Annotated in this window: 12 protein-coding genes; 6 read left to right on the top strand and 6 right to left on the bottom strand. The window is 68.2% G+C overall.

What is annotated here, in order from left to right:
* Nucleotides 1–139: 139 nt before the first annotated feature.
* The 4 genes from ACFY4A_RS04555 to ACFY4A_RS04540 are packed head-to-tail and all read right to left on the bottom strand — an operon-like array spanning nt 140 to nt 8,388.
* Nucleotides 140–3,418 (bottom strand): type I restriction endonuclease subunit R, encoded by a 3,279-nt coding sequence (locus tag ACFY4A_RS04555; RefSeq protein WP_390827890.1) that lies wholly within the window; start codon nt 3,416–3,418, stop codon nt 140–142.
* Nucleotides 3,415–4,614 carry a restriction endonuclease subunit S gene (locus ACFY4A_RS04550; RefSeq protein ID WP_390827889.1) on the bottom strand — a complete coding sequence of 400 codons (1,200 nt, stop codon included), beginning with the start codon at nt 4,612–4,614 and terminating at the stop codon, nt 3,415–3,417. Before ACFY4A_RS04550 ends, ACFY4A_RS04555 begins: the two co-directional genes overlap by 4 nt.
* Nucleotides 4,607–6,229 carry a type I restriction-modification system subunit M gene (locus ACFY4A_RS04545; protein WP_390827888.1) on the bottom strand — a complete coding sequence of 541 codons (1,623 nt, stop codon included), beginning with the start codon at nt 6,227–6,229 and terminating at the stop codon, nt 4,607–4,609. The genes ACFY4A_RS04550 and ACFY4A_RS04545 overlap by 8 nt, the downstream gene beginning before the upstream one ends.
* A 17-nt stretch (nt 6,230–6,246) precedes the next feature.
* On the bottom strand, nt 6,247–8,388 hold the full coding sequence (locus ACFY4A_RS04540; protein WP_390827887.1) for a hypothetical protein: 2,142 nt from the start codon (nt 8,386–8,388) through the stop codon (nt 6,247–6,249).
* A 283-nt stretch (nt 8,389–8,671) separates the two neighbouring features.
* On the opposite strand from ACFY4A_RS04540, the gene ACFY4A_RS04535 reads away from it, so the two are divergent.
* The 5 genes from ACFY4A_RS04535 to ACFY4A_RS04515 all read left to right on the top strand — a co-directional run bounded on the left by ACFY4A_RS04535 (nt 8,672) and on the right by ACFY4A_RS04515 (nt 16,570).
* Nucleotides 8,672–9,256 carry a hypothetical protein gene (locus tag ACFY4A_RS04535; protein WP_390827886.1) on the top strand — a complete coding sequence of 195 codons (585 nt, stop codon included), beginning with the start codon at nt 8,672–8,674 and terminating at the stop codon, nt 9,254–9,256.
* 177 nt (nt 9,257–9,433) lie between these two features.
* Complete coding sequence (locus ACFY4A_RS04530; protein ID WP_390827885.1) at nt 9,434–10,063, top strand: hypothetical protein; 630 nt, start codon at nt 9,434–9,436, stop codon at nt 10,061–10,063.
* 198 nt (nt 10,064–10,261) lie between these two features.
* Nucleotides 10,262–12,721, top strand: coding sequence for an AAA family ATPase (locus ACFY4A_RS04525; protein ID WP_390827884.1), 2,460 nt, complete (start codon nt 10,262–10,264; stop codon nt 12,719–12,721).
* Entirely contained in the window at nt 12,718–13,092 is a 375-nt protein-coding gene (locus ACFY4A_RS04520) for a hypothetical protein (RefSeq protein ID WP_390827883.1), read from the top strand. The genes ACFY4A_RS04525 and ACFY4A_RS04520 overlap by 4 nt, the downstream gene beginning before the upstream one ends.
* A gap of 106 nt (nt 13,093–13,198) precedes the next feature.
* Complete coding sequence (locus ACFY4A_RS04515) at nt 13,199–16,570, top strand: AAA family ATPase (RefSeq protein ID WP_390827882.1); 3,372 nt, start codon at nt 13,199–13,201, stop codon at nt 16,568–16,570.
* A 107-nt stretch (nt 16,571–16,677) separates the two neighbouring features.
* On the opposite strand, the gene ACFY4A_RS04510 is transcribed toward ACFY4A_RS04515, so the two are convergent.
* Entirely contained in the window at nt 16,678–16,842 is a 165-nt protein-coding gene (locus tag ACFY4A_RS04510; protein ID WP_390827881.1) for a hypothetical protein, read from the bottom strand.
* 3 nt (nt 16,843–16,845) lie between these two features.
* Between ACFY4A_RS04510 and ACFY4A_RS04505 the strand changes: the two genes are divergently transcribed.
* A complete protein-coding gene (locus tag ACFY4A_RS04505) occupies nt 16,846–18,537 on the top strand; it encodes a DUF6119 family protein (protein ID WP_390827880.1) in 1,692 nt (563 codons plus the stop codon).
* 52 nt (nt 18,538–18,589) lie between these two features.
* Here ACFY4A_RS04505 and ACFY4A_RS04500 read toward each other — a convergent pair whose 3' ends face one another.
* On the bottom strand, nt 18,590–19,798 hold the full coding sequence (locus ACFY4A_RS04500; protein ID WP_390827879.1) for an IS110 family transposase: 1,209 nt from the start codon (nt 19,796–19,798) through the stop codon (nt 18,590–18,592).
* Nucleotides 19,799–20,181 lie beyond the last annotated feature (383 nt).

The following is a 20,181-nucleotide window of genomic DNA, read 5'->3' as shown; positions in this document are numbered from 1 at the left end:
TGGCTTCTCGCCGTCGAAGGTGGTCGGGGTTCGCAGAGTGATCGCCGGGCCGCGGCCGAGGTCTTCCGAAGGCGGGAGACCTCGGCCCCGACCCGGTCGGGACGGGTGCACTGCTCTGCGCCGACGTGGCCGCGCGGACTCAGCTGTCCGGCATACCGGTGGTGGCCCACTCGTCGGCGAAGTGCTCCATCTGCTTCAGGACCAGCTTCACCGCCTCCGCACGACGGTCCGGCGGGTAGCCGTGGCGGGCCAGCAGGCGCTTGATGGCGCTGCGGAGACCGGCACGGACCGGCTCGCGGGCGATCCAGTCCGGCTTGAGCTTCTTCTGGACCTCCGCGACGAGGTCGCGGGCGATGCTCGCCAGGATCTCGTCGCCCATGAGTTCCTGAGCCGTGCCGTGCTCGGCCACGGCGTCGTAGAAGGCGAGCTCGCGCCAGTTAAGCGGTGGTTCGAACTTCTCGCCGCGCCTGGCGTCCTCGACCACCTCTTTGGCCATCTCAACGAGTTTGGCGATGAGTTCGGCACTCGTGTACTGCTGCCGGGTGTACCGGATCATGAGGTCCTGCAAGCGGTCGGAGAAGGCTGTGCGGCGGACGATGTTGTGGCGCGTGACCTCGCGCATCTTCTGCTCGATGAGCCGCCGCAGCGCCTCCGCCGCGAGGTGCGGGGTGTCGCTGCCCTGGAGCTTGGCGACGAGCGCGTCGTTGAGGTGCGTCAGGTCGGCCATCTCCAGGCCGGCCTCGGCGAACAGGTCTGATATCCCGCCGGTCTCGACCACGGACGAGGTCAGCTGGGCGAGGTACAGCTCGACGTCTCGGGCGATGGGCAGACCGCGCGCCTCGCGCTCCGCCGCGTCGAGCTTGGCCATGTAGGCGCGGACCTCGACGAAGAACTGGATGTCCCGACGCCAGGCCGAATGGTCCGGGAAACGCTCGCCGATGTGCGTGGCACTGGCGGACAGCGCGTAGAAGCGCTCCAGGCGGTGGGAGTGCTCGCGGAAGCGTCGGCCGAGGGTCTGGCGGGGGTCGTCGAGCTTCTCCGGATCGTTGCCGGGGGTACGCGGGTTCCGGAGGTGCTCGGCGGCCCCGCCAGCGGCGTTGACGAACGCCTTCGCCGTCGGCTGTTCAAGACGCGCACGCCAGTTGAAGCCGCGCAGGATGTCGCTGAGGATGTCGTACTCGTTGCGCAGCTCGTCCAGCGCACGGTCGAGGTTCTGACCGAGGGTCTGGTCCTCCTGGTCGGCGTCCGTGTACTCAGCGATCGCCTTCTGGAGGTTCTCGGTCAGCGGAGCGTAGCCGACGAGGAGACCGTCCTCCTTGCCGCGGAAGCGGCGGTTGACCCGGGCGAGGGCCTGCATCAGGTTGGCGCCCTTGAGCGGACGGTCCAGGTACATGGTGTGCACCGGTGGCGCGTCGAAGCCGGTCAGCAGCATGTTGTTGACGATGAGCAGCTCCAGCTCGTCGTCGGGGTCCTTGGCCCGGTTGATGACCGCCTTGCGCTGGCCGTCGGGCAGAGCGTGGACGAGCAGGTGGTCCTCGTCCTTGCGGGAGTTCGAGGAGAAGACGATCTTCATCGCGCCCTTGGCGGGCTCGTCGCTGTGCCAGTCCGGCCGCAACTCGCGCAGGGCGTCGTAAACCTTGACGCAGATCTCACGGGTCGCGCAGACGACCATCGCCTTGCCGGCTGCCCCGCCCTGCTCGGAGACGCCGACGAACGGCTGCATCCGCTCTCGCCGCTCCTCCCAGTGCGCCACTAGGTCCCCGGCAAGATCCCTGACACGGGCCGGCAAGCCGTACATGGCATTCATCGTGGCGACGGCCGTCTCGACCCGGCGGCGTTCGGTATCGTCGAGGCCGTCGGTAATGCGGTCGGCCTCCTCGTCGATCTTCGTCGGGTCGACGTCTTTGCCGAGGACGAGCTTGATGACCCGGCCCTCGTGGAAGACCTTGACCGTCGCGCCGTCGTCGGCGGCCCTCTTGAGGTCGTAGATGTCGATGTAACCGCCGAACACCTCGCGGGTGTTGCGGTCTGCCTCGGAGATCGGCGTACCGGTGAAAGCGAGGAGCGTGGCGTGCGGGAGGGCGTCGCGGAGGTGGCGGGCGTAGCCGTCGAGGTTGTCGTAGTGGCTGCGGTGGGCCTCGTCGACGACGACCACGATGTTGCGCCGGTCGGAGAGCAGCGGGTGGTCGGCCCCCGACTCTTTCTCCTCCTTGGTCTTGCCGAACTTCTGCAGGGTGGTGAAGAGGATGCCGCCGGTCCGCTTGGCCGCGAGCTCCTCCCGCAGCTTGGCCCGGGTCGCGACCTGGAGAGGTGTACCCGGGAGGATCTCGCTCTCCAGGAAGGTGGAGTACAGCTGGTCGTCGAGGTCGTTGCGGTCGGTGATGACGACGACGGTCGGATTCAGCAGGGCGGGGTCGCTCATCACCATCGCCGTGGTGAGCACCATCTCCTCGGACTTGCCCGAGCCCTGCGTGTGCCAGACGACACCGGCCTTCCCGTCTCCGGCTGCCGCTTCGCGCACCTTCTCCGCAGCACGGGTCACCGCGAAGTACTGGTGCGGCTTCGCGATGCGCTTCATCTGCTTGGACGGCACGAAGTTGATGAACGACCGGCAGAGGGAGAGGAAGCGGGGCTGGGTGAACAGCCCGTGCAGCGCCAGGTTCTGGCCCGAGTCGGCCACCCCGTCGCCGTCCGCGGTGAATGGGTCGACGCGGGCCCCGGTCTCGTCCGTGTTCCACGGCGCGAAGTGCTCGTACGGGGTGAAGGGCGTGCCGTACTTCGCCGTGATGCCGTCAGAGACCAGCACCACCGCGTTGTAGCGGAAGGCGGTCGGGAACTCCTTCACGTACCGGGAGACCTGGGAGTGCGCGTCCTGGAGCGTGGCGTTCTCGTCGCCGGCGCGCTTCAACTCCAGCACGGCGAGCGGAAGTCCGTTGACGTACAGGACGATGTCGAAACGACGCCGCTTCTCGCCGTCGACGACCGTGACCTGGTTCAGCGCGCGGTACGTGTTCCCGTCCGGGTCCGCCAGGTCGACGAGGCGGACGGTCGGGTTGTGCTCGGCACCGAAGGCGTCGGTGTATACGACGGAGCGGATGCCGGTGGTCACGTAACCGTGGGCGGTGCGGTTCTCCTCGTAGGTGTCCTGCGACTCCGGGGTCGCCGCGGCGGCGATGGCGTCGCGCACGGCGTCTGGGGGCAGCTCGGGGTTAAGCCGCTCGATCGCCTCACGGAGGTCGGGGTAGAGGATCAGGTCATCCCAGGACTTACGGTGCCCGGAGCCGGGCGCGAACTCGTTTCCGGCGGCGGGGAGCCAGGCCAGCTCGGCGAGCTCGTCGAGGGCGAGGATTTCCCAGTCGGCTTCCAGGGGGCGGTGGTTCTGGCTTCTTCTGCTTCCGCTCTCGTCATCGTGCGTCATGTGTGGTCCTCGACAATCTTCTCGGCGTCTTTGACGCGAAGGCGGCCGGACATGAGCTGGGGGAGGAGGGTGTCACGGAGGGCAGCGAGGGTCTGAGATTCTGCCAGTGCTCGGTCGGCACGCTCTTCTAGAGCATCAAGATCAGCGCGGAGCATCTGCTGCCGCGCCCTACTGGGAAGAGTGATCTCCATATCGCCGAGTTGAGCTCGACGAAGCTCGGTTTGCCCAGTACTACCTTCACCCATTTCCTCGATCTCAGGTTGCGCAAGAAGCAATGCAAACCCCGCACAGACGGGATCCACGCGCACTTCATTAAAGCGCACGATCGTAATGTGCGAGTCGACAGTGGCTGGGCTATCGAAAGTCCACCGCGCGACTCGACCAAGAGTCCCGACACCCGTCGAATTAACCAGCACGTCGTTTCGATGGAGCAGCTTCTGAGCTTTGACTTTCTCAGACAGCGTTCGACGCGCGGGGGCAAGATTCACACGCCCGTCGCGGACGCATTTCTGATTCAGAACCGTGACATCATCACTAGATTCAGAATACTTGGGGGCGATTCCTCGGGTGAGCACACTGGAGACCGATGCGACGTCGACCTGCATGAGATCGCCCTCGAGTGAAGCCTGGCCGAAGAGGGCCATGCCAAGTTGCCTGGCGGTCGCGGCAATGCGCTCATTGACGGCGATCTTGTCATCCAGCGCCTGAAGCAATCGAATTGTTGCGGCCTGCTCGTCCAGCGATCTGGGGATGCCAATTTCGACACCGAATAGCCGGTCCGTCTGCAGTCTTCCCGTACCGTGACCCGCCTCATCGACCAGCGCTAGAATCTCTGGAGTCTTCGCCTTAATAGCGTAAGCCAAGAACATGGGATGGATATCCGGCCTGGCAATAAGAGCCTTGCAGTCCTGGCCGAAGGCAACTTCCCGCCTCGTAATCCCCATGCGGAATTCACTCTTGAGGCTCATTCCGCGCACTACCATCAAAATTGCATTAAGCGGGACAAGTCGAGTTCCATTCATCACCCCCTCTGCCGTGACTCTGCGATCGGAGTCTTGGACCTGAAATTCCTTGAGACTCGCCGCAGAGATCCAAGGAATATCGCCGCCCCAATAGTCAGGCCGTGAGGTGTTGGGGGTACCGCCGGAAAGCCATGCACCACTCTCTCCGAGAGTGGTCGTCATCCACTCAGACATCGACCCTCCCCAACTGCTCCCGAACCACCGTCTCCAGCTCCGCCGACTTCTCAAAGAGCCCGTACAACTCCTCCGTCAGCGCAGCGATCCGCTCTGCCACCGCCTCCGCCCCCTCTTCCTCCGCCTCAACAGCACCCACATACCGCCCCGGTGTCAGCACGTACCCGTGTTCCCGGACCGTCGCAAGGTCCGCCGAGCAACAGAAGCCCGGTTCGTCCTCGTACGTCAGCCCCTCCTCGCGTGCCGAAGCCGTGCCCCGCCAGGCGTGGTACGTGCCGGCGATCTTCGCGAGGTCGGCCTCCGTCAGTGCACGCTCCGTACGGTCGACCATCTCGCCCATGTTCCGGGCGTCGATGAACAGGATCTCGCCGCGCCGGTCGTCCAGGCGCTTCGCGCCCTGCGGGGTCTTGTCCTTGGCCAGGAACCACAAGCAGGCCGGGATCTGCGTCGTGCGGAACAGCTGGGACGGCAGCGCGACCATGCACGCCACCAGGTCGGCCTCCACCAGCGCCTGGCGGATCTCGCCCTCGCCGCTCTGCTGGGAGCTCATGGAGCCGTTGGCCAGAACGATGCCAGCGGTGCCCCGCTCACCCAGCTTGGCGATCATGTGCTGGAGCCAGGCGTAGTTGGCGTTGGCCTTGGGCGGAACCCCGTACCTCCACCGGGGGTCGCTCTCGTCCCTCGCCCAGTCCTTGATGTTGAACGGCGGGTTGGCCATGACGAAGTCGGCCTTGAGGTCGGGGTGCTTGTCGTCGGCGAAGGTGTCGCCCCAGCGGGGGGCGAGATTGCCGTCGATGCCGTGGATGGCGAGGTTCATCTTGCCCAGGCGCCAGGTGCGCTCGTTGAGCTCCTGACCGAAGACCGAGATATCGGCCTTGTGGGCGCGCCCGGCGTGGGCTTCGATGAACTTGGCCGCCTGGACGAACATGCCGCCCGAGCCGCACGCGGGGTCGTAGACCCGTCCCTCGTACGGCTCCAGGATCTCCACGATCAGCCGGACCACGGACTGCGGCGTGTAGAACTCGCCGCCCCGCTTGCCCTCGGCACGAGCGAAGTTGCCGAGGAAGTACTCGTACACCTCGCCCAGCACATCCTGTGCGGGCTTGTCGCCGTTGCCGCCGAAGCGGGCGTCGCTGATGAGGTCGACGAGTTCACCGAGACGCTTCTGGTCGACGTTGTCGCGGTTGAAGATCTTCGGCAGGACACCCGTGAGCGAGGCGTTCTCGCGCATGACCGCGTCCATCGCGTCGTCGAGGAGCTTGCCGACGCCCTGGCTCTTGGCGTGGGTGGCGATCCAAGTCCAACGGGCGGTCTCCGGCACCCAGAAGACGTGGGCGCCGGTGTACTCGTCCCGGTCCTCCAGGAAGTCGTCCATCCGGTCCTCGGTGATGCCGTCATCGGCGAGTTCCGCGGCGAGCTGGGAGCGGCGCTCGTCGAAGGCGTCGGAGACGTACTTCAGGAAGATCAGGCCGAGGACGAACTCCTTGTACTGGGCGGCGTCGATGGAGCCGCGCAGCTTGTCCGCCGCTTTCCAGAGGATGTCCTGGATCTCCTTGGCGGTGGATGCACTGAACAGCGATGCCTGGTCGGCAGCAGTCTTGTTGCGGGGTGGCATGGGACGGAACGTCTCCTTCAGTCGTCGGTTCCGGGGAGGTTCTGGAGGGTGAGCGTGCCGTCGGCGATGCCGGCGGCGGTAAGGCGGGCCAGGTCGTCGAGAGCGGCAGACTGCTCCCGCAGGAGGTGCGCGCGGGTCTCGATCTCCGCGAGCACGGTGTCGAAACGCTCGGCCTCGCGCCTGCTCAGGTCGGGGATGAGGAGGTCTTCGATGCCTCGCGAGGCCCGCACCGCGCCACTGGTGCGCGCGTACTCGGCAGCGGCCGCCCGCAGCAGTGCCGCGAGCACCCGTGGCAGCACCGGCGGGTCGGCGTCGGGGTGGACGCGGAGAATGCGGGCCGGGGCTGCCACCAGGGAGAGGCCCGCTTCGTCGACGTAGGTGCCGAAGCGGGGGCTCGTGGTGACGACGATGTCGCCCGGCTCGGTGAACAGGGCGTGCTCGTAGCCGGTGAGGAGCACTCCACGGTCGATGCGGCGTCCGCCCGGGTGTGCGATGCCGAGGACCTCGTCGGGGGTAAGCACCGTGTAGTGGCCGTCTGCCGTGAGGTGTTCGTCGGCGAAACGGTGCCCGGGGCGTCGGCGCAGGCGTCGGTCGTCGAGGAGTCGGCGGACAGTGGTGCGCCGTACCGGCTGGTCGTCAGGGCGCAGTACGGCCTGGGTGCTCAGTGCCGTGCGCAGGTCGGTGCGCTGCCGCGCCTGCTCGTGCAGCTCCGTCAGGCGCTGCTCCAGTGCGCTGATGCGGACCGGACGCTCGATGACGCCCCGCGTGTAGCGGGCCGTGGGCGGGCGGTGCTGGGTGGTGAAGGCGGCGCCCGGCCGGTCGTCGAGGTCCTTCGCCGGGATGATCACCGCGTGGCGGGGTTCGTGGCGGCGATCACCGCGCCAGGGGGCCGCGCGCCAGATGGCGATGTCCTCGGCGAGCGCGTCAAGGACGGTATCGGTGAGCGGCTGCGCAGAGTAGTCGGCGAGGAGGACCAGGCCCGTGCGGTGTTCCGCCGACGTGCGGGCCAGTACCCAGAGGGCGGTGCGGTAGCCGGGACGGTACGGGAACGCGCCGTCGGGCAGGCTCACCGCGGCCTTGAGTAAACTGTCCCGGAGGAAGGACCGGCGCAGACGGTCGGCCTCGCTGTGCCGGGGGAACGGGCGAACGAGCACATCGGCGGGGCCGAGGACGACGGCTGTTGAACCTTCCCCAAGGTAGTCGGTCAGTGCCTGCACCTGCTCCAGCACGACCTGCGGGCTGCGGTTCTCCGCCGATTCATAGGGGAGGACAGAGACCAGCAGATGGGGGTATCCCCAATCGTCGACAGGCAGATCCTCCCCCTCGGTGACGCCGAGGTCGAACTCGTTCACGCCTCGGACGAGCATCCGGCGGCGGACCAGACGGGCCCGCACCGGATCAGGGTCGGCGGCGAGGTAGGTGTGCCCAGAGTCCTCGGCGGCCAGGGCGTGCAGGGCGGCAAGCAGGTCGCCGGAGCAGGCGTGCGGGGTGGCGACGACGGAGCCTTCGTCGAGGGTGTCGACGCCAGACAGGGCCGCGAGGGCGCGTGCCACCGCCGGGGTGGGCTCGTCGGTAGCCAGGTCGTAGGTGCCGAGGCGGCGGCGGGCCTCCAAGACCCAGTCGAAAGCCTCAGCGGGGGTGTAGGCGGCCTCGGTCAGCTCGTCGGCCAATGCGGCCAGCTCGGGGCCGATGCGGTCCGGCTCCGGAACGGCCTGCAACTCGGCCGACATGTAGGTGTCCTCGGGGTCGAGCTCGTCGGCCTGGGTAAGGATCGCGTCCCAGCTCCGACCCGAGAGCGGGGCGTCGAGTTGCCGGCGCAGGCAGATCAGCGCGGTGAGCGCCCCCACCAGGACAGGGGCGGAAAGGGCCGGCGTCCGCCAGGCGGCGAGGGTGTACAGGGCCAGTTCGGCCCGCAGGTGGCGGGGATCGGCGTTGCCGCGGCCCGTCGTCGTCAGCCAGTCGACGACCGCACGGGCGTCGAACAGGGGCCGCCCTTCCTCGTGGGCGACGGGCGCGGGGAAGTCGGGGTGCCTACGGCTCCAGGTGGTGGGGACGGGCCGACGCACCTGGGCAAGGGTGGCGATTTCCGCATACGTGATCCGCCAGGCCGGCGGCTCGGGCACGATGGGCGACACGGCCTCTTCGCGTGTGCTGGTCACTCGCCTCGCCCCCTCTGTGCTGGCCCCGACAGGGCGTCCATGGCCCCGGCAGCCCTCGGTGGGCTCGCGGCAGGCAGAACCCTACAGCTAGGTGAAGAACGTGTTGAGGAAGAAGCTGATAACCCCAGTTATCAGCTTCTCCAAAGGGTTTTGGAGCCTTCCGGTCCCACTCTGGTGCTCGTTCGGCGCACCGACATCCGGTGCTCTCCGCAGTCACCGATCCGGAGGTCTCCCCATGACTGACATGCCCTCGACTCCGCCCAGCCACCAGCCGTCGGGAGGCATGGGTGGAGGCGCTGGCTGGGGGACGGTTCCTCCGCAGCTGACGGCGCACCCGTTCGCCCAGCCGCCCCACCCGGGCCAACCGCCCACCGGTCCTACGCCCACGCGGCGCAAGGTCTGGCTCACCCACGGTGCGACGGCGCTGGTCGCGCTGATCTTCGGTGCCGCGATCGGAGGCGGCGGCGAGTCCGGTGGTACAGCGAACGCCTCGGGCGCCTCGCCGGCCACCACGGTCACCAAGACCGCCGCGGCCAAGCCTCAGCCGGCGGTGACCGTCACCGAGACGGTCAAGGCGACTGCCGCGGCCAAGCCGAAGCCGAAGAAGAAGGCCGGTCCCCCGAGCATCTTCTCGGGCGAAGGCCAGTACCTCGTCGGCGAGGACGTCCAGGCGGGGACCTACCGGACCGGTGGCCCGGAGGAGGACAGCATCATCCCGAACTGCTACTGGGCACGGCTGAAGAACGCCTCGGGCGAGTTCGACGCGATCATCGCGAACGACAACCTCCAGGGGCAGGGCCGCGTGACCCTCAACAAGGGCGAGTACTTCAAGACCAGCGGCTGCCAGGACTGGAAGAAGGTCGGCTGACACCGAGGAGTCTCCTTCCCCGGTTGCCCGACCAACGCCTCAGGGCTGCACGCCCACCTGGACAGACCCGTTACCCGGCCAGCGCTCGCCGGACGGTCTCTCCGGCGCCCGCGGCCCCTTCCACCGCGCACCCCAGCTCCGTTCCGCTCCCGATCACTCACGAGGGGAAGCATCGCCATGTCCGAGTCCGAGCAGTCCGCCGAGGGTTCCGCTCAGGACCCGCTCCCGCCCAGCGGCCAGGTTCCGCCCATGCCCGAGTCCGCGCCGTCGAGTGATCCGGCAGAAATCCCCAGGACGGCGCGCGGTTCCCGCTGGGCCCACCTCTCGCGGACCGCCGTGCTGTTTCTCGGCATCGGCACCGGAGCCGCTGCCGTGGGCATCTGCTGGGCATCGCTGTCCCTGCTCGGTCCCGACGCGGCCCCGGCGAAGAGCGGCGACGGCCAGCCGGCAGTCGCCGCGACCGGAGCGACTCGGGCGCCGGCCCCGTTCGCAACCGACGGCACGCTCACGCTCGCCGAAGTCGGTGCGGGACTGGAGACCGGAGAGGTGTGCTCCGGAACCGGCGGCTACTCCGACATCGACCTCGGGACCCAGGTCAACGTCACCGACGCGGACGGAACCCTGGTCGCCATCGGCTCGCTCGGCCTGGGCGAGAAGACCGAGGACGGGTGCGTCTTTTCCTTCACTGTCGACGACATCACCCCGGGCTCGAAGTTCTACACCGTGGAGGTGTCCCACCGCGGCGGTCTCACCCAGACGGAGGCCGCCCTGCGGGCAGGCGGGCTCGAGTTCACCCTCGGCGGCTGACCGCCCGGACAGCAAGCGACGCCACATCGGCGCCCACATCGCGTACACCTCACCGACGGCTGACCGGCACCCCGCCGACCAACCACGTCGAGTCCGAAGCCCCGGCCCGTCGGCAACCAGCGCGGTCGAAGACCCACGTCTACAGCGTGCGCCACTGCCCCGTACCTCCGAACCGGCACCAATTCCAGGAAGGCCCCCATGACCAGTTCCGAGCAGAACCAGTCGAACGCACACCCTTCCGCGGACCCCGCCGCGCAGGCCCCGGCCGCCCAGTCCACGCCGCTCGCCGAGCTGGTGGAGGCACGTCTGACCGCGGCACCCCTCGGCGAACCGGTGAAGGCGCTCCTGACCGAGGCACTCGGCAGCGCACAGACCCCGGGGAACTCGCCCATGGGCCGGATCTACCTCGACTCCGTCTCCGTGGAAGGGTTCCGCGGCATCGGCCCCCGGACCTGGCTGAACCTTAGCCCCCGGCCGGGTGTCACGCTCGTCGTCGGCCGCAACGGCTCTGGCAAGTCCAGCATCGCCGAGGCCATCGAGACGGCGTTCACGGGTACGAACACGCGCTGGCTGGGACAGGACGCGACACGCACCAGCAACTGGCGCAATCTCCATGACGGGGCCAAGACGGAGATCGAGGTCAAGCTGGCAGTCGAGGGCGACTCCGGCCGGAGCACGCTCAGCCGTACGTGGACGGGCCACGACGTCACCGACTGCGCGGGCACGTTCCGGCGCCCCGGGCACGGCACGGTGCCCATCGACCAGGCTTCCTGGAAGCAGGCCCTGACGGACTACCGTCCCTTCCTGTCGTACGTCGACCTTGGCCGCATGATCAGCGGCAAACCCTCCCAGATGTACGACTCCATCGCCACGATCCTCGGACTGGGGCACCTCAGCACCGCGTACAACCACCTCGGGCTGCGGGAAAAGGCGCTGGGCGACGCCGTTAAGGCGGCGAAGAACGAACTGCCGGAGATCAAGGAAGCGCTGTACGCGCTGCAGGACGACGAGCGTGCGGTCCAGGCGCTCGTGGCCATCGAGACGAAGGGCCGGCCGGACTTCGCCACCCTCGAAGGGCTGGTGGCGGGGCTGCCCGCCACCGACGACGGCATCCTCGCCGAGCTGCGCGCCGAGGTCGAGGTGCAGGGCCCGGATCTGGAACAGGTCGGGGCCGCCGTGGACCGGTTGCGCGAGGCGCTCGCCGGGGTCGAGGACGTGCGCCTGACCGGTGCCGAGGACGCTCTGCAGCGTGCCGAGCTTCTGGAGAAGGCCCTGGCCCATAACAACCGCCACCCCGACGAGGAGTCCTGCCCGGTCTGCGGCACGGAGCAGGTCCTCGACTCGGCGTGGGCCGCCGGTGCCGGCGCTCAGATCACCCTCCTTCGCCAGGAGGCGAAGACCGCCGAGGACGCGCGCGGTGAACTCCGGTCTGCGGCACGCTCGGCCCAGAACCTCATGGAGAGGCCCCATCGGATCCCCGCCTCCCTTGCGGATCCGTGGAACGCGTGGCTCGCCTGCCGGGCGGTCACCGACCCGAGGGAGCTCGTACAGCGCGTCCACGACACCGCCCTGACCCTGGCTGACGCCTGCGCCGCCGTGAAGGACAACGCGGCCAGGGAGCTGGAGAAGCGGGACGAACGGTGGAGTCAGCTCGTCACACGCCTGGCGAGCTGGACGGAGAAGGCCCGCGCCGCCGCGGACGCCGAGCCCCGGCTCGGCCATATCAAGAAGGCCCGCACCTGGGTCAAGACCCTCACCGCCGAGCTGCGGGAGCGGCGCATGGAGGGCTTCACCGGCCACTCCCAGCGGATCTGGGAGAAGCTTCGCCAGGAGAGCGACATCGACCTGCAGTCGGTGAGCCTCCAGGGCAGCGAGAAGGCCACCGTCCGCAAGCTCGTCATGGACGTCACCGTCGATGGGGAGGAAGCTTCGGCGCTGAGCGTCATGAGCCAGGGAGAGCAGCACTCGCTCGCGCTGTCCCTGTTCCTGCCCCGGGCCGCCACCGTCGACAGCCCGTTCGGCTTCATCGTCATCGACGACCCCGTGCAGTCCATGGATCCTGCGAAGGTCAACGGGCTCGCCCAGGTCCTGCACGAGCTCGGCGAGCACCGGCAGGTCGTCGTGTTCACCCACGACACCCGGCTCCAGCGCGCCTTCACGACCCAGGAGCTGCCGGTCACGGTGTTCGAGGTCGAGCGGGGCAAGGCGTCCAAGGTGAACGTCAAGGCCGTGACCGACCCGGTCCGCCAGGCGATCTCGGACGCCAGGGCTCTCGCCAGCACCGAGAACCTCCCGGAAGCGGCACGCACGCACGTGCTGCCCAGTCTCTGCCGGATCGCCCTGGAGAACGCCTTCGTCGAAGCGGCCTGGATCCGGCATCACCGCTTGGGAGGTTCCGAGCTCGATCTGCAGTTCGCCGTGACCGATGCGAACAAGCTCTGGAGGGTGGCCGCGCTGGCCTTCCTCGGAGACAGCGGACGCATGGACGATGCGAAGACGGAGCTGAGGCACCGGTACGGGCGGCGCGCGATGGAGCTCGTACAGATGTGCCAGAGCGGCGCGCACTCCGCAGGAGCCCGCATCACCAACGCACATCGCTTCGTGGACGAGATCAGCGACCTCGCGCAGAAGGTGCGCAAGGCGGAGGTGGCCAAGTGACCAGCGTCGCAAGCACGTCGATCGAGGAACTGCTGCTGACGGCCGACCAGTTGCTCTCCGACCCCAGCGTCGAAGCATCGGTGGCCGGTCGGCACCGTGGAGCCTCCCTCGCGCTGCGGACCGCCCTGGAGATCGCGGTCGACCGCACGCTCGACGCCGCGATGCCGGGACTGGCCGGCATCACCACGCGGGCGAAGATGCTCTGCCTGCGCTGCTACACCGCCGCAACGACCGCCCGCAGGGCCAACGCCGTCTGGTCGCACCTCTGCCTCGGGTGTCACTACCACCAGTACGAGATCGGCCCCACCCGGGACCAGGTCCACTCATGGCGTGCGGAAGTCAGCGAACTCGTACGGGAATTGCCTCATTGACCGATATTCACAGCTGGCTCATCTGTCTGATAAGTCTTTTGCCGGGGGCCGGGCATATGCCCGGCGCGCGGCGCCTCTCGGGGCGCCGCAGGGGGAGGGGACGTACATGAGCACCACCATGCGCGACGAGATCATCGCCGAAGAGCAGAAGGCGGTGGACCGCGCCTACGACTGCTACGAGAAACGACTGGCCGAACTGAGCGGCGGCTCGATCGCCGCGGCATCCGCCAGCGGCAAGGACAGCGTCGCCAACCAGAACGACGCCGAAGCAAAGGCCGCGGAGTACGCCGGTCTCGGCGACGCGTCGCTGGTCGTCAGCCGCGTCGACATCCAGCCCGGTGAGGCGTCGGACACCTTCTACATCGGCCGCCGTGCCGTTTCCGACGTGGAGACCCGCGAGACCGTCGTCGTGCTGTGGACCGCCCCGATAGCGGAGAAGTGGGCGAAGGCCCTGCCCGAGGCACCAGGCGAAGTGCTCCTGCGGAGACAGTTGCGCTGCGCGAAGAACGTCGTCGAAGAGTACGTCGATGAGATCTCCGTCGCCTCCCCCACCGCGCCGCCTGTCCTCGACGGCGCCGAACCCGCGGTCGAGGTCCAGGACGATCCCAAGATCGCGGCGTCCGAGACGCCAGCGGTCCCGCATGCTCCTACCCCGTCCGACGTCGCCCGGCTCCATCAAAAGAGACAACAGCCGCTCGACGACTTCCTCCTGCGCGAGCTGCAGCGCTCCCGCAGCGGCCGCATGCGGGACATCGTCGAGACCATCCGCCGCGATCAGATGGATCTCGTCACCGGTTCTCCCGCCGACATCCTCGTCGTGCAGGGTGGCCCGGGCACCGGAAAGTCCGCGGTCGGCCTGCACCGCGTGACGTGGCTCGTCAACAACGACCACTTCAAGGCGCAGGACATCCTCGTCATCGGCCCGCACGAACGCTTCCTCGACTACGTCGGCCAGGTCCTGCCGACCCTCGGCACCCGCAACATCAACGCGGTTCAGATGAACCGCCTCTGGGACGGCGAGGTCCTCGGCGCCGACACCCCACGTGCACGGCTGGTCAAGTCCGACGACCGCATGGCTGCCGTCCTGCGCCGGCGTGTGGAACACGAGTGCCGTCCCGACGCGATCGACGAATTCACCACTACGCCCACGTACAAGGACGCCAAACCCGAACTCGCGGTCACCGCCGGCAGCACCACTCTGCGTATCCCGCGTTCCGAGGTTCTCGTCCTTCTCCAGGAAGCACGCGAGGGCGACGGCTCCTACCGGGAACGCCGCAACCGCTTCCGCAGTCTGCTGGTGGACCGCCTGCTCCAGGAACTCGTCGCTCTGACCCCGCGCCGCAGCCAAGGCGGAACGATCCGCCGGGACCTGGAACGCAACCGCCAAGTCGAGCGGCTGATCGAACGCGTCTGGCAGTCGCCCGGTGACAGGGAAGCCCTCCGAAGCCTCTACGACTCCCCCGAACTCCTGCGCACCTGCGCCGACGGCATCCTCGACCCGGAAGAGCAGGCAGCCCTCCACCGTCCGAGAGCAGCGACCGCGGACGCCGACCGCTGGACTCTCGACGACCGCGTCTGCCTGGAAGAGCTGCGCCACCTCATCACCGGAGAGACTCCGCAACGCTACGGGCACATCGTCATCGACGAGGCCCAGGACCTGACCCCCATGCAGGCGCGCTCACTGCGCCGGCGCATCGCGGTCAACGGCTCCATGACCGTACTCGGCGATCTCGCTCAGGCCACGGGTCCGCATGCCTACACCGACTGGGACCGCCTCGGCACTCTGCTGTCCGACCACGGCGACTGGCACGTCGCCGAACTGAACACCAGTTACCGCGTACCGGCGGAAATCATGGAGTTCGTCGCGCCTCTGGCTCGCGCGATCGCCCCCTCGCTCCCCTACCCCCGGGCGGTGCGCGAAGCGGGCCCCGACAGCGTCCGGACTCTGGCAGCCGAACCGTGGACGCTGCTCGACGAGACCGTCGCTCAGACGATCCGGCTCGTCGGCACCAGCGACGGACACACCCTGCGCCGCGTGGCCGTCATCGTCCCCGACGACTCCGGCTGGCTCGACGAGATCAACCGTCATCTCGACCAGACCACCGGCCTCACCGAAGAGCTCCGTGCCACCGTGTCCGTTCTCGCCGCCGCCCACGCGAAGGGCATGGAGTACGACCACGTCCTCGTCGTCGAACCCGCCACCATCGCCGACCGTGGACCGGCTGGGCTGCGCCAGCTCTACGTCGCCCTCACCCGAAGCACCCAGAGCCTGACCGTCCTGCACACCTCCCCGCTCCCGGACGCCCTCATGGACACCACCGATACTCCCGAACCTGGAACCACCCCCACCGAGCCGTCGATGGCGGCCGCTGACGTCCCCGAGATCGGCTCCGCCATTCGTGTCCGCGTCGTCGACCGGGGTACAGGCGGCCGCTACAAGGTCAAAGCGCTCTCGCCGACGGTCAAGGTCCCGCTGATCCTGACCGTCCGCCACGGATCGACTCCGCCACGGATCGGCGAGAAGCTGGACTGCTGGGTCTTCGCGCAGGAGAGGAACCACTGCCTGCTCACGACGGACCAGCGGGGACGCCAGCCCATCTCGGCGAAAATGTCCGAGCGTTACCTGGCTGCGCTCGGCGTGTTCGACGAACTGACCGCCGATGGCGGCGCCGTACCGGAGAACGCCCGCGAGCGGCTCTCCGAGCTCAAGGGCATGGCCAACCGCGTGCTCCGCCGCGATCAGGCGGACTGGGTGGACGTACGACGAGTGCTCGGCTCCCCCGACAGACAGCGTCTGAATCTCCTGCGTGACCTCGCCGCCGAAACCAATCGCGCCCTCAAGGACGACAGCCTGGACGTGAGTCGTCTCCGCGAAGACCTGGCGCGAACGGGCTGGTCCCCCTCCCTGGCCCAGGCCCGGGAGACGCTCCAGCACCGCATGACCACCTCGACCGAACCGGCAACCGAGACCGCACCCGCCCCCTCCGCACCGCAGCCCGAGCAGGAAGCAGCCGAGCCCATGGCATCCGCCGAGGACACCGCCGTAACGACACCTTCCGTGACGGATCTTCTGCACGTGCTGGAGACCACCGCGACCGCCGACCGCGCGTGCAAGAAGCACGAAGCGGTGCGTCATGCCCTGATGTCGACCCTGTTCGAGGCCGACGCACATGCGACGTCATCCCAAGTCGTGGATGTCCGCCGCACGGCCGAGGACGGAGACTTCCTCTACGAGATCCTCGGCGCCGACCAATCCGCCTACGCCGACCTCCGCTCGGGTGCCGCCCGCCTCCTGGAGATCAACCACACCCTGGCCGCCCCCGCCGACCGTCTCTACCTGGTCCTCACCGAGCCGCCGGCCGAGGAATGGTCCGCCGAGACCCTGCTCGCCGTCTACGGTGTCCACCTCCTCTGGCGCACCCACGGCGGCTGGGCCGGCCGGGACACGGATGTCGCCCTGGGCTCGGCGCGGCCGTAGGCGCCATCGGTCTGGACAGCACGATGAAGCCCGTTCTCTGAAACCGACGAAGCAGTGACGGGGGGCGCCGCTACCGACACCGCCCGACGTGCCGCCGTCCGTCGCCTCTACTCCTCCGGATCAGCAGGGCGGTATCGGGCTCGCTCGCCATCGACGCGCAGCAGCAGGCCCTCAGCGGCCAGATCGCGCAGGATCTGTCGAGCGCGCTTCTCGTCGATGGTGTGGCCGATCTCGTGCAACGCGGTCACCGGCACCGCGACTCGAAGGAGCACGACGTGGATGTCATAAAGAAGAGCAAAACCGGCACCCGCAAGTCCACGCTGCACCGGCTCGCCGTTCCGGACGGCGGCGAGGTAGAACTCCGCACCCTCGTGCGCCCCCACTATCTCGATAGACCCGGTTACCAAGTCCGCGAGTTCGCCCGGGAGGGCGTCACAGGGCTGCTGGTGAACGGGGGCATCCCCCGGGACCGCGCCGACTGGTGCCCGGCCGTCGAGCGGATCACCGGCCTGGAGGTCAACGAACGGAATCACTCCGCTGCGGGCCTGGTGCTCATGCGCACCGAGCGCGGCCTGTACGCCCTGAGTTACGGGGTCGGCCAGCACATGCTGGACCCGTACTACCGTGATGATGAGTTCGGCCTGGAGTTCGCCACCCGCTGCCTCGACGAGGACGGCATCATCAAGGTGCGTAACCAGATCATGGACGGACGAGGGCGTGTCGACGAGTACTCCGTCGCCAGGGGGGAGCGTATCGACGGCTTCGGGCTCGACCGGTTCGGCGCGGTCGTCCGCCGCATCTGTGGAACGGTCAGCGGCATCCCGTTGACTTCACTGCCCTCCGGTACCTCAAAGCATGTTCGAGTCGAGTGTTCCGAGTCGACCATCAAGCTGCCGCTGGCCACTACCCCGGAGGAATTCCTCAGCGACCTGCGTGCGATAGAGGAGGTCTGCTCGCGCCCGGATCCGCTGCCCGAACTGGGCTTCGTCGATCGGCTCCGCACGCTGGACAACCGCAGCCGCAAGGCTGTAGATGCCCAGGCAGTCCTTGAGGGCATGCTCGCCGACCCGAGTCACCCGCGGCTCACGCTGGGAGTTCCGGAGAGCTGTCAGGAGGGCTTCGGCTCCGCCCAGGCGTTCCGGATCAGCTCTGGGAGCCGCAGCATCGACGTCACCGACCTGGCCCTTCCTGTCCTCCTCGAGTTCGTCTCGGACAAGACCGAGAGTAAGCGCCTCAAGGCGCTCGGCCAGGTACGGGTCGTCATGTTCAGCGACGACGACCTGAAAACGCCGGCCAGCGCCGCGACCACCGGCAAGGAGTGGCTCATCGCGGACGTCCCCGTGGGAACGGCGCGGTACTTCTACGGCCACGGAAAGTGGTACGAGGTGGGGGCCGGATTCCTCGAGACGTTGGAGGAAGAGCTCCGGGAGCTGCTGGGCAAGCCGTCCAGCGTCCAACTGCCCGCCTGGCCGAAGGGAGTACCGAACGCCAAGGGGCGGGACTCTCACGATGAGGACTGGTACAACAAGCAGGCAGCAGGCCAGGCGGGCTACCTCCTCTTCGACAAGAAGAACATCGTCACGGACAAGTTCAACGGTGGCGGACTGGAGGTCTGCGATGTCCTCGGCCCGGACAACCAGCTGATCTGCGTCAAGAAGGCCACCAGCAGCGACGGCACCGCGCCACTGAACCACCTCTTCGCCCAGGCGGTCACCGCCGTCGAAACCCTCCGCAGCGATGAAGCCATCCGCGGCGTCTTCTTGGGGCAGGTTGCGGAGCGTACTCCCGACCACCGCCTCCTGAGCGACTTCGGCACGCTGAAGGTCGTGCTCGCCATCCTCCTCAAGGACGGGAAGGAGATCACCGTCGACTCCCTCTTCGCCTTCGCCCAGGTCTCCCTCCTCCAGTCGGCACGTCGCTTGCGCGCGATGAACGCAGAGGTCGAGGTCGTCGCAATCCGACGCTGAACCCAGGGCGCCCCGGGGGGTGCCTCTATGTCCTTCGTCAAGCCTGAGCTGGTCATGTGATGGCTGCTTCGGGGACGCGTGGTTCGTAGAAGGTGCCGTCGCGGAGCATGGCGAACAGGACGCTGATGCGGTGTCGGGCGAGTCGGAGGAGGGCCTGTGTGTGGGTCTTGCCTCGGGCTCGGCAGCGGTCGTAGTAGGTGCGGGAGGCGGGGTCGTGGAGGGCGGCGAACGCGGAGAGGAACATCGCGCGTTTGAGCTGCCGGTTTCCGCCTCTGGGGGCGTGTTCGCCGTGGATCGAGGTGCCGGACTGTCTCGTTGTGGGGGCGAGGCCGGCGTAGGAGGCGAGGTGGGCGGCGCTCGGGAACGAGCTGCCGTCGCCGACGGTGGTCAGGAGGACTGCGGCGGTCCTGACGCCGATGCCGGGCATCGAGGTCAGGACCTCGGCAAGAGGGTGGGCCTCCAGTAGGGCGGCGATCTGGGCTTGGAGGGCTCGGCGTTGTTCGTGGACGGCGGCCAGCGATCTGGCCAGCGAGGGCACGATCACGTCGAGGGTGCCGGTGCCGGGAACGACGACGGTTTGTTCGTCGAGGGCGTCGAAGACGTCGTCGACGAGCCGCTGGGCCATGCGCGGTGCTCTGGGGCGGATGACCTCGACGAGCTTGCGCCGGCCGGCTTTCCGCAGAGCCTGCGGGGATCCGTAGCGTTCGAGGAGCCAGGTGACGGCCGTGTGGTCCAGGCGTGGGCCGAGGACGCGTTCCAGGCTGGGGTGGAACTGGGTGAGCAGGCCGCGGATGCGGTTGGACGTGCGGGTCGCTTCGGCGGCGAGGTCCTGGTCGAACCCGACGAGCATGGTGAGTTCGGCGGTGGTCTCGTCGGTCAGTTCCAAAGAGCGCAGGGTATGGGGCATGGTGCGGGCTGCGTCCGCGATGATGGCCGCGTCCTTGGCGTCGGTTTTGGCCTCGCCCGGATAGAGGTCTGCGATCCGTCGCATGGCGAGTCCGGGCAGGTAGGCGACCTGGCAGCCTGTTGCGCGGGCGATGGTGAGGGGCAGGGCGCCGATGGATGCGGGCTGGTCCACGATCACCAGCACGGTGCCGAACTTGTCCCGGAGCTTGTCGAAGACGGCCCGCAGCTTCGGTTCGCTGTTGGGCAACGGCTTGTCGAAGACCTTCTTGCCGGCCGGGGTCAGGCCGTGGCCGTGATGCGTGCTCTTTCCGACGTCCAGGCCGAGGAAGACGCCCACCTGGTCGATATCGATCACTGTGCCCCCACATGGTTCGATCCGGTGCCGGCCTTGGCGGTGGGTCCGTTCGCGCGCATCCACGTTATGCAGACCTGCCGCCCGCAGGATGCCGGGCATTGCGCCCGGCCGGGCGGTGGTCGGGCCTCTGATCAGCGTCTCCGACGGCACCCCTCGGGCCCGGTGACACCACCCCCCCAGGTCATTCGCTCGACAGGGGGCAACAGTCATGCCGGGCCCGGAGGCCAGCGGCCCTCTTGCAGGACCGCGAAAAAGATAACGGGACGACCCCCATCCCCACTTCGCGGGCGCCGTGACGCGTCCAACGCCTGTCCGAATCGGTACAAGCCTGACGCAGCTGATCATCTTCCCCAAACGACCCCGAAGCGTCCACATTGGCCGAG

It is taken from the genome of Streptomyces sp. NPDC001292, assembly GCF_042896465.1.
Taxonomy (GTDB): Bacteria; Actinomycetota; Actinomycetes; order Streptomycetales; family Streptomycetaceae; genus Streptomyces.
The sequence above is the reverse complement of the archived record's forward strand: the minus strand, read 5'-3'. Positions and strand labels throughout refer to the sequence as shown.

Coding starts and splice junctions, on each gene's coding strand:
- ACFY4A_RS04555 (WP_390827890.1), bottom strand. CDS start 3,418: ATGACGCACGATGACGAGAGCGGAAGCAGAAGAAGCCAGAACCACCGC.
- ACFY4A_RS04550 (WP_390827889.1), bottom strand. CDS start 4,614: ATGTCTGAGTGGATGACGACCACTCTCGGAGAGAGTGGTGCATGGCTT.
- ACFY4A_RS04545 (WP_390827888.1), bottom strand. CDS start 6,229: ATGCCACCCCGCAACAAGACTGCTGCCGACCAGGCATCGCTGTTCAGT.
- ACFY4A_RS04535 (WP_390827886.1), top strand. CDS start 8,672: ATGGGTGGAGGCGCTGGCTGGGGGACGGTTCCTCCGCAGCTGACGGCG.
- ACFY4A_RS04530 (WP_390827885.1), top strand. CDS start 9,434: ATGTCCGAGTCCGAGCAGTCCGCCGAGGGTTCCGCTCAGGACCCGCTC.
- ACFY4A_RS04525 (WP_390827884.1), top strand. CDS start 10,262: ATGACCAGTTCCGAGCAGAACCAGTCGAACGCACACCCTTCCGCGGAC.
- ACFY4A_RS04515 (WP_390827882.1), top strand. CDS start 13,199: ATGAGCACCACCATGCGCGACGAGATCATCGCCGAAGAGCAGAAGGCG.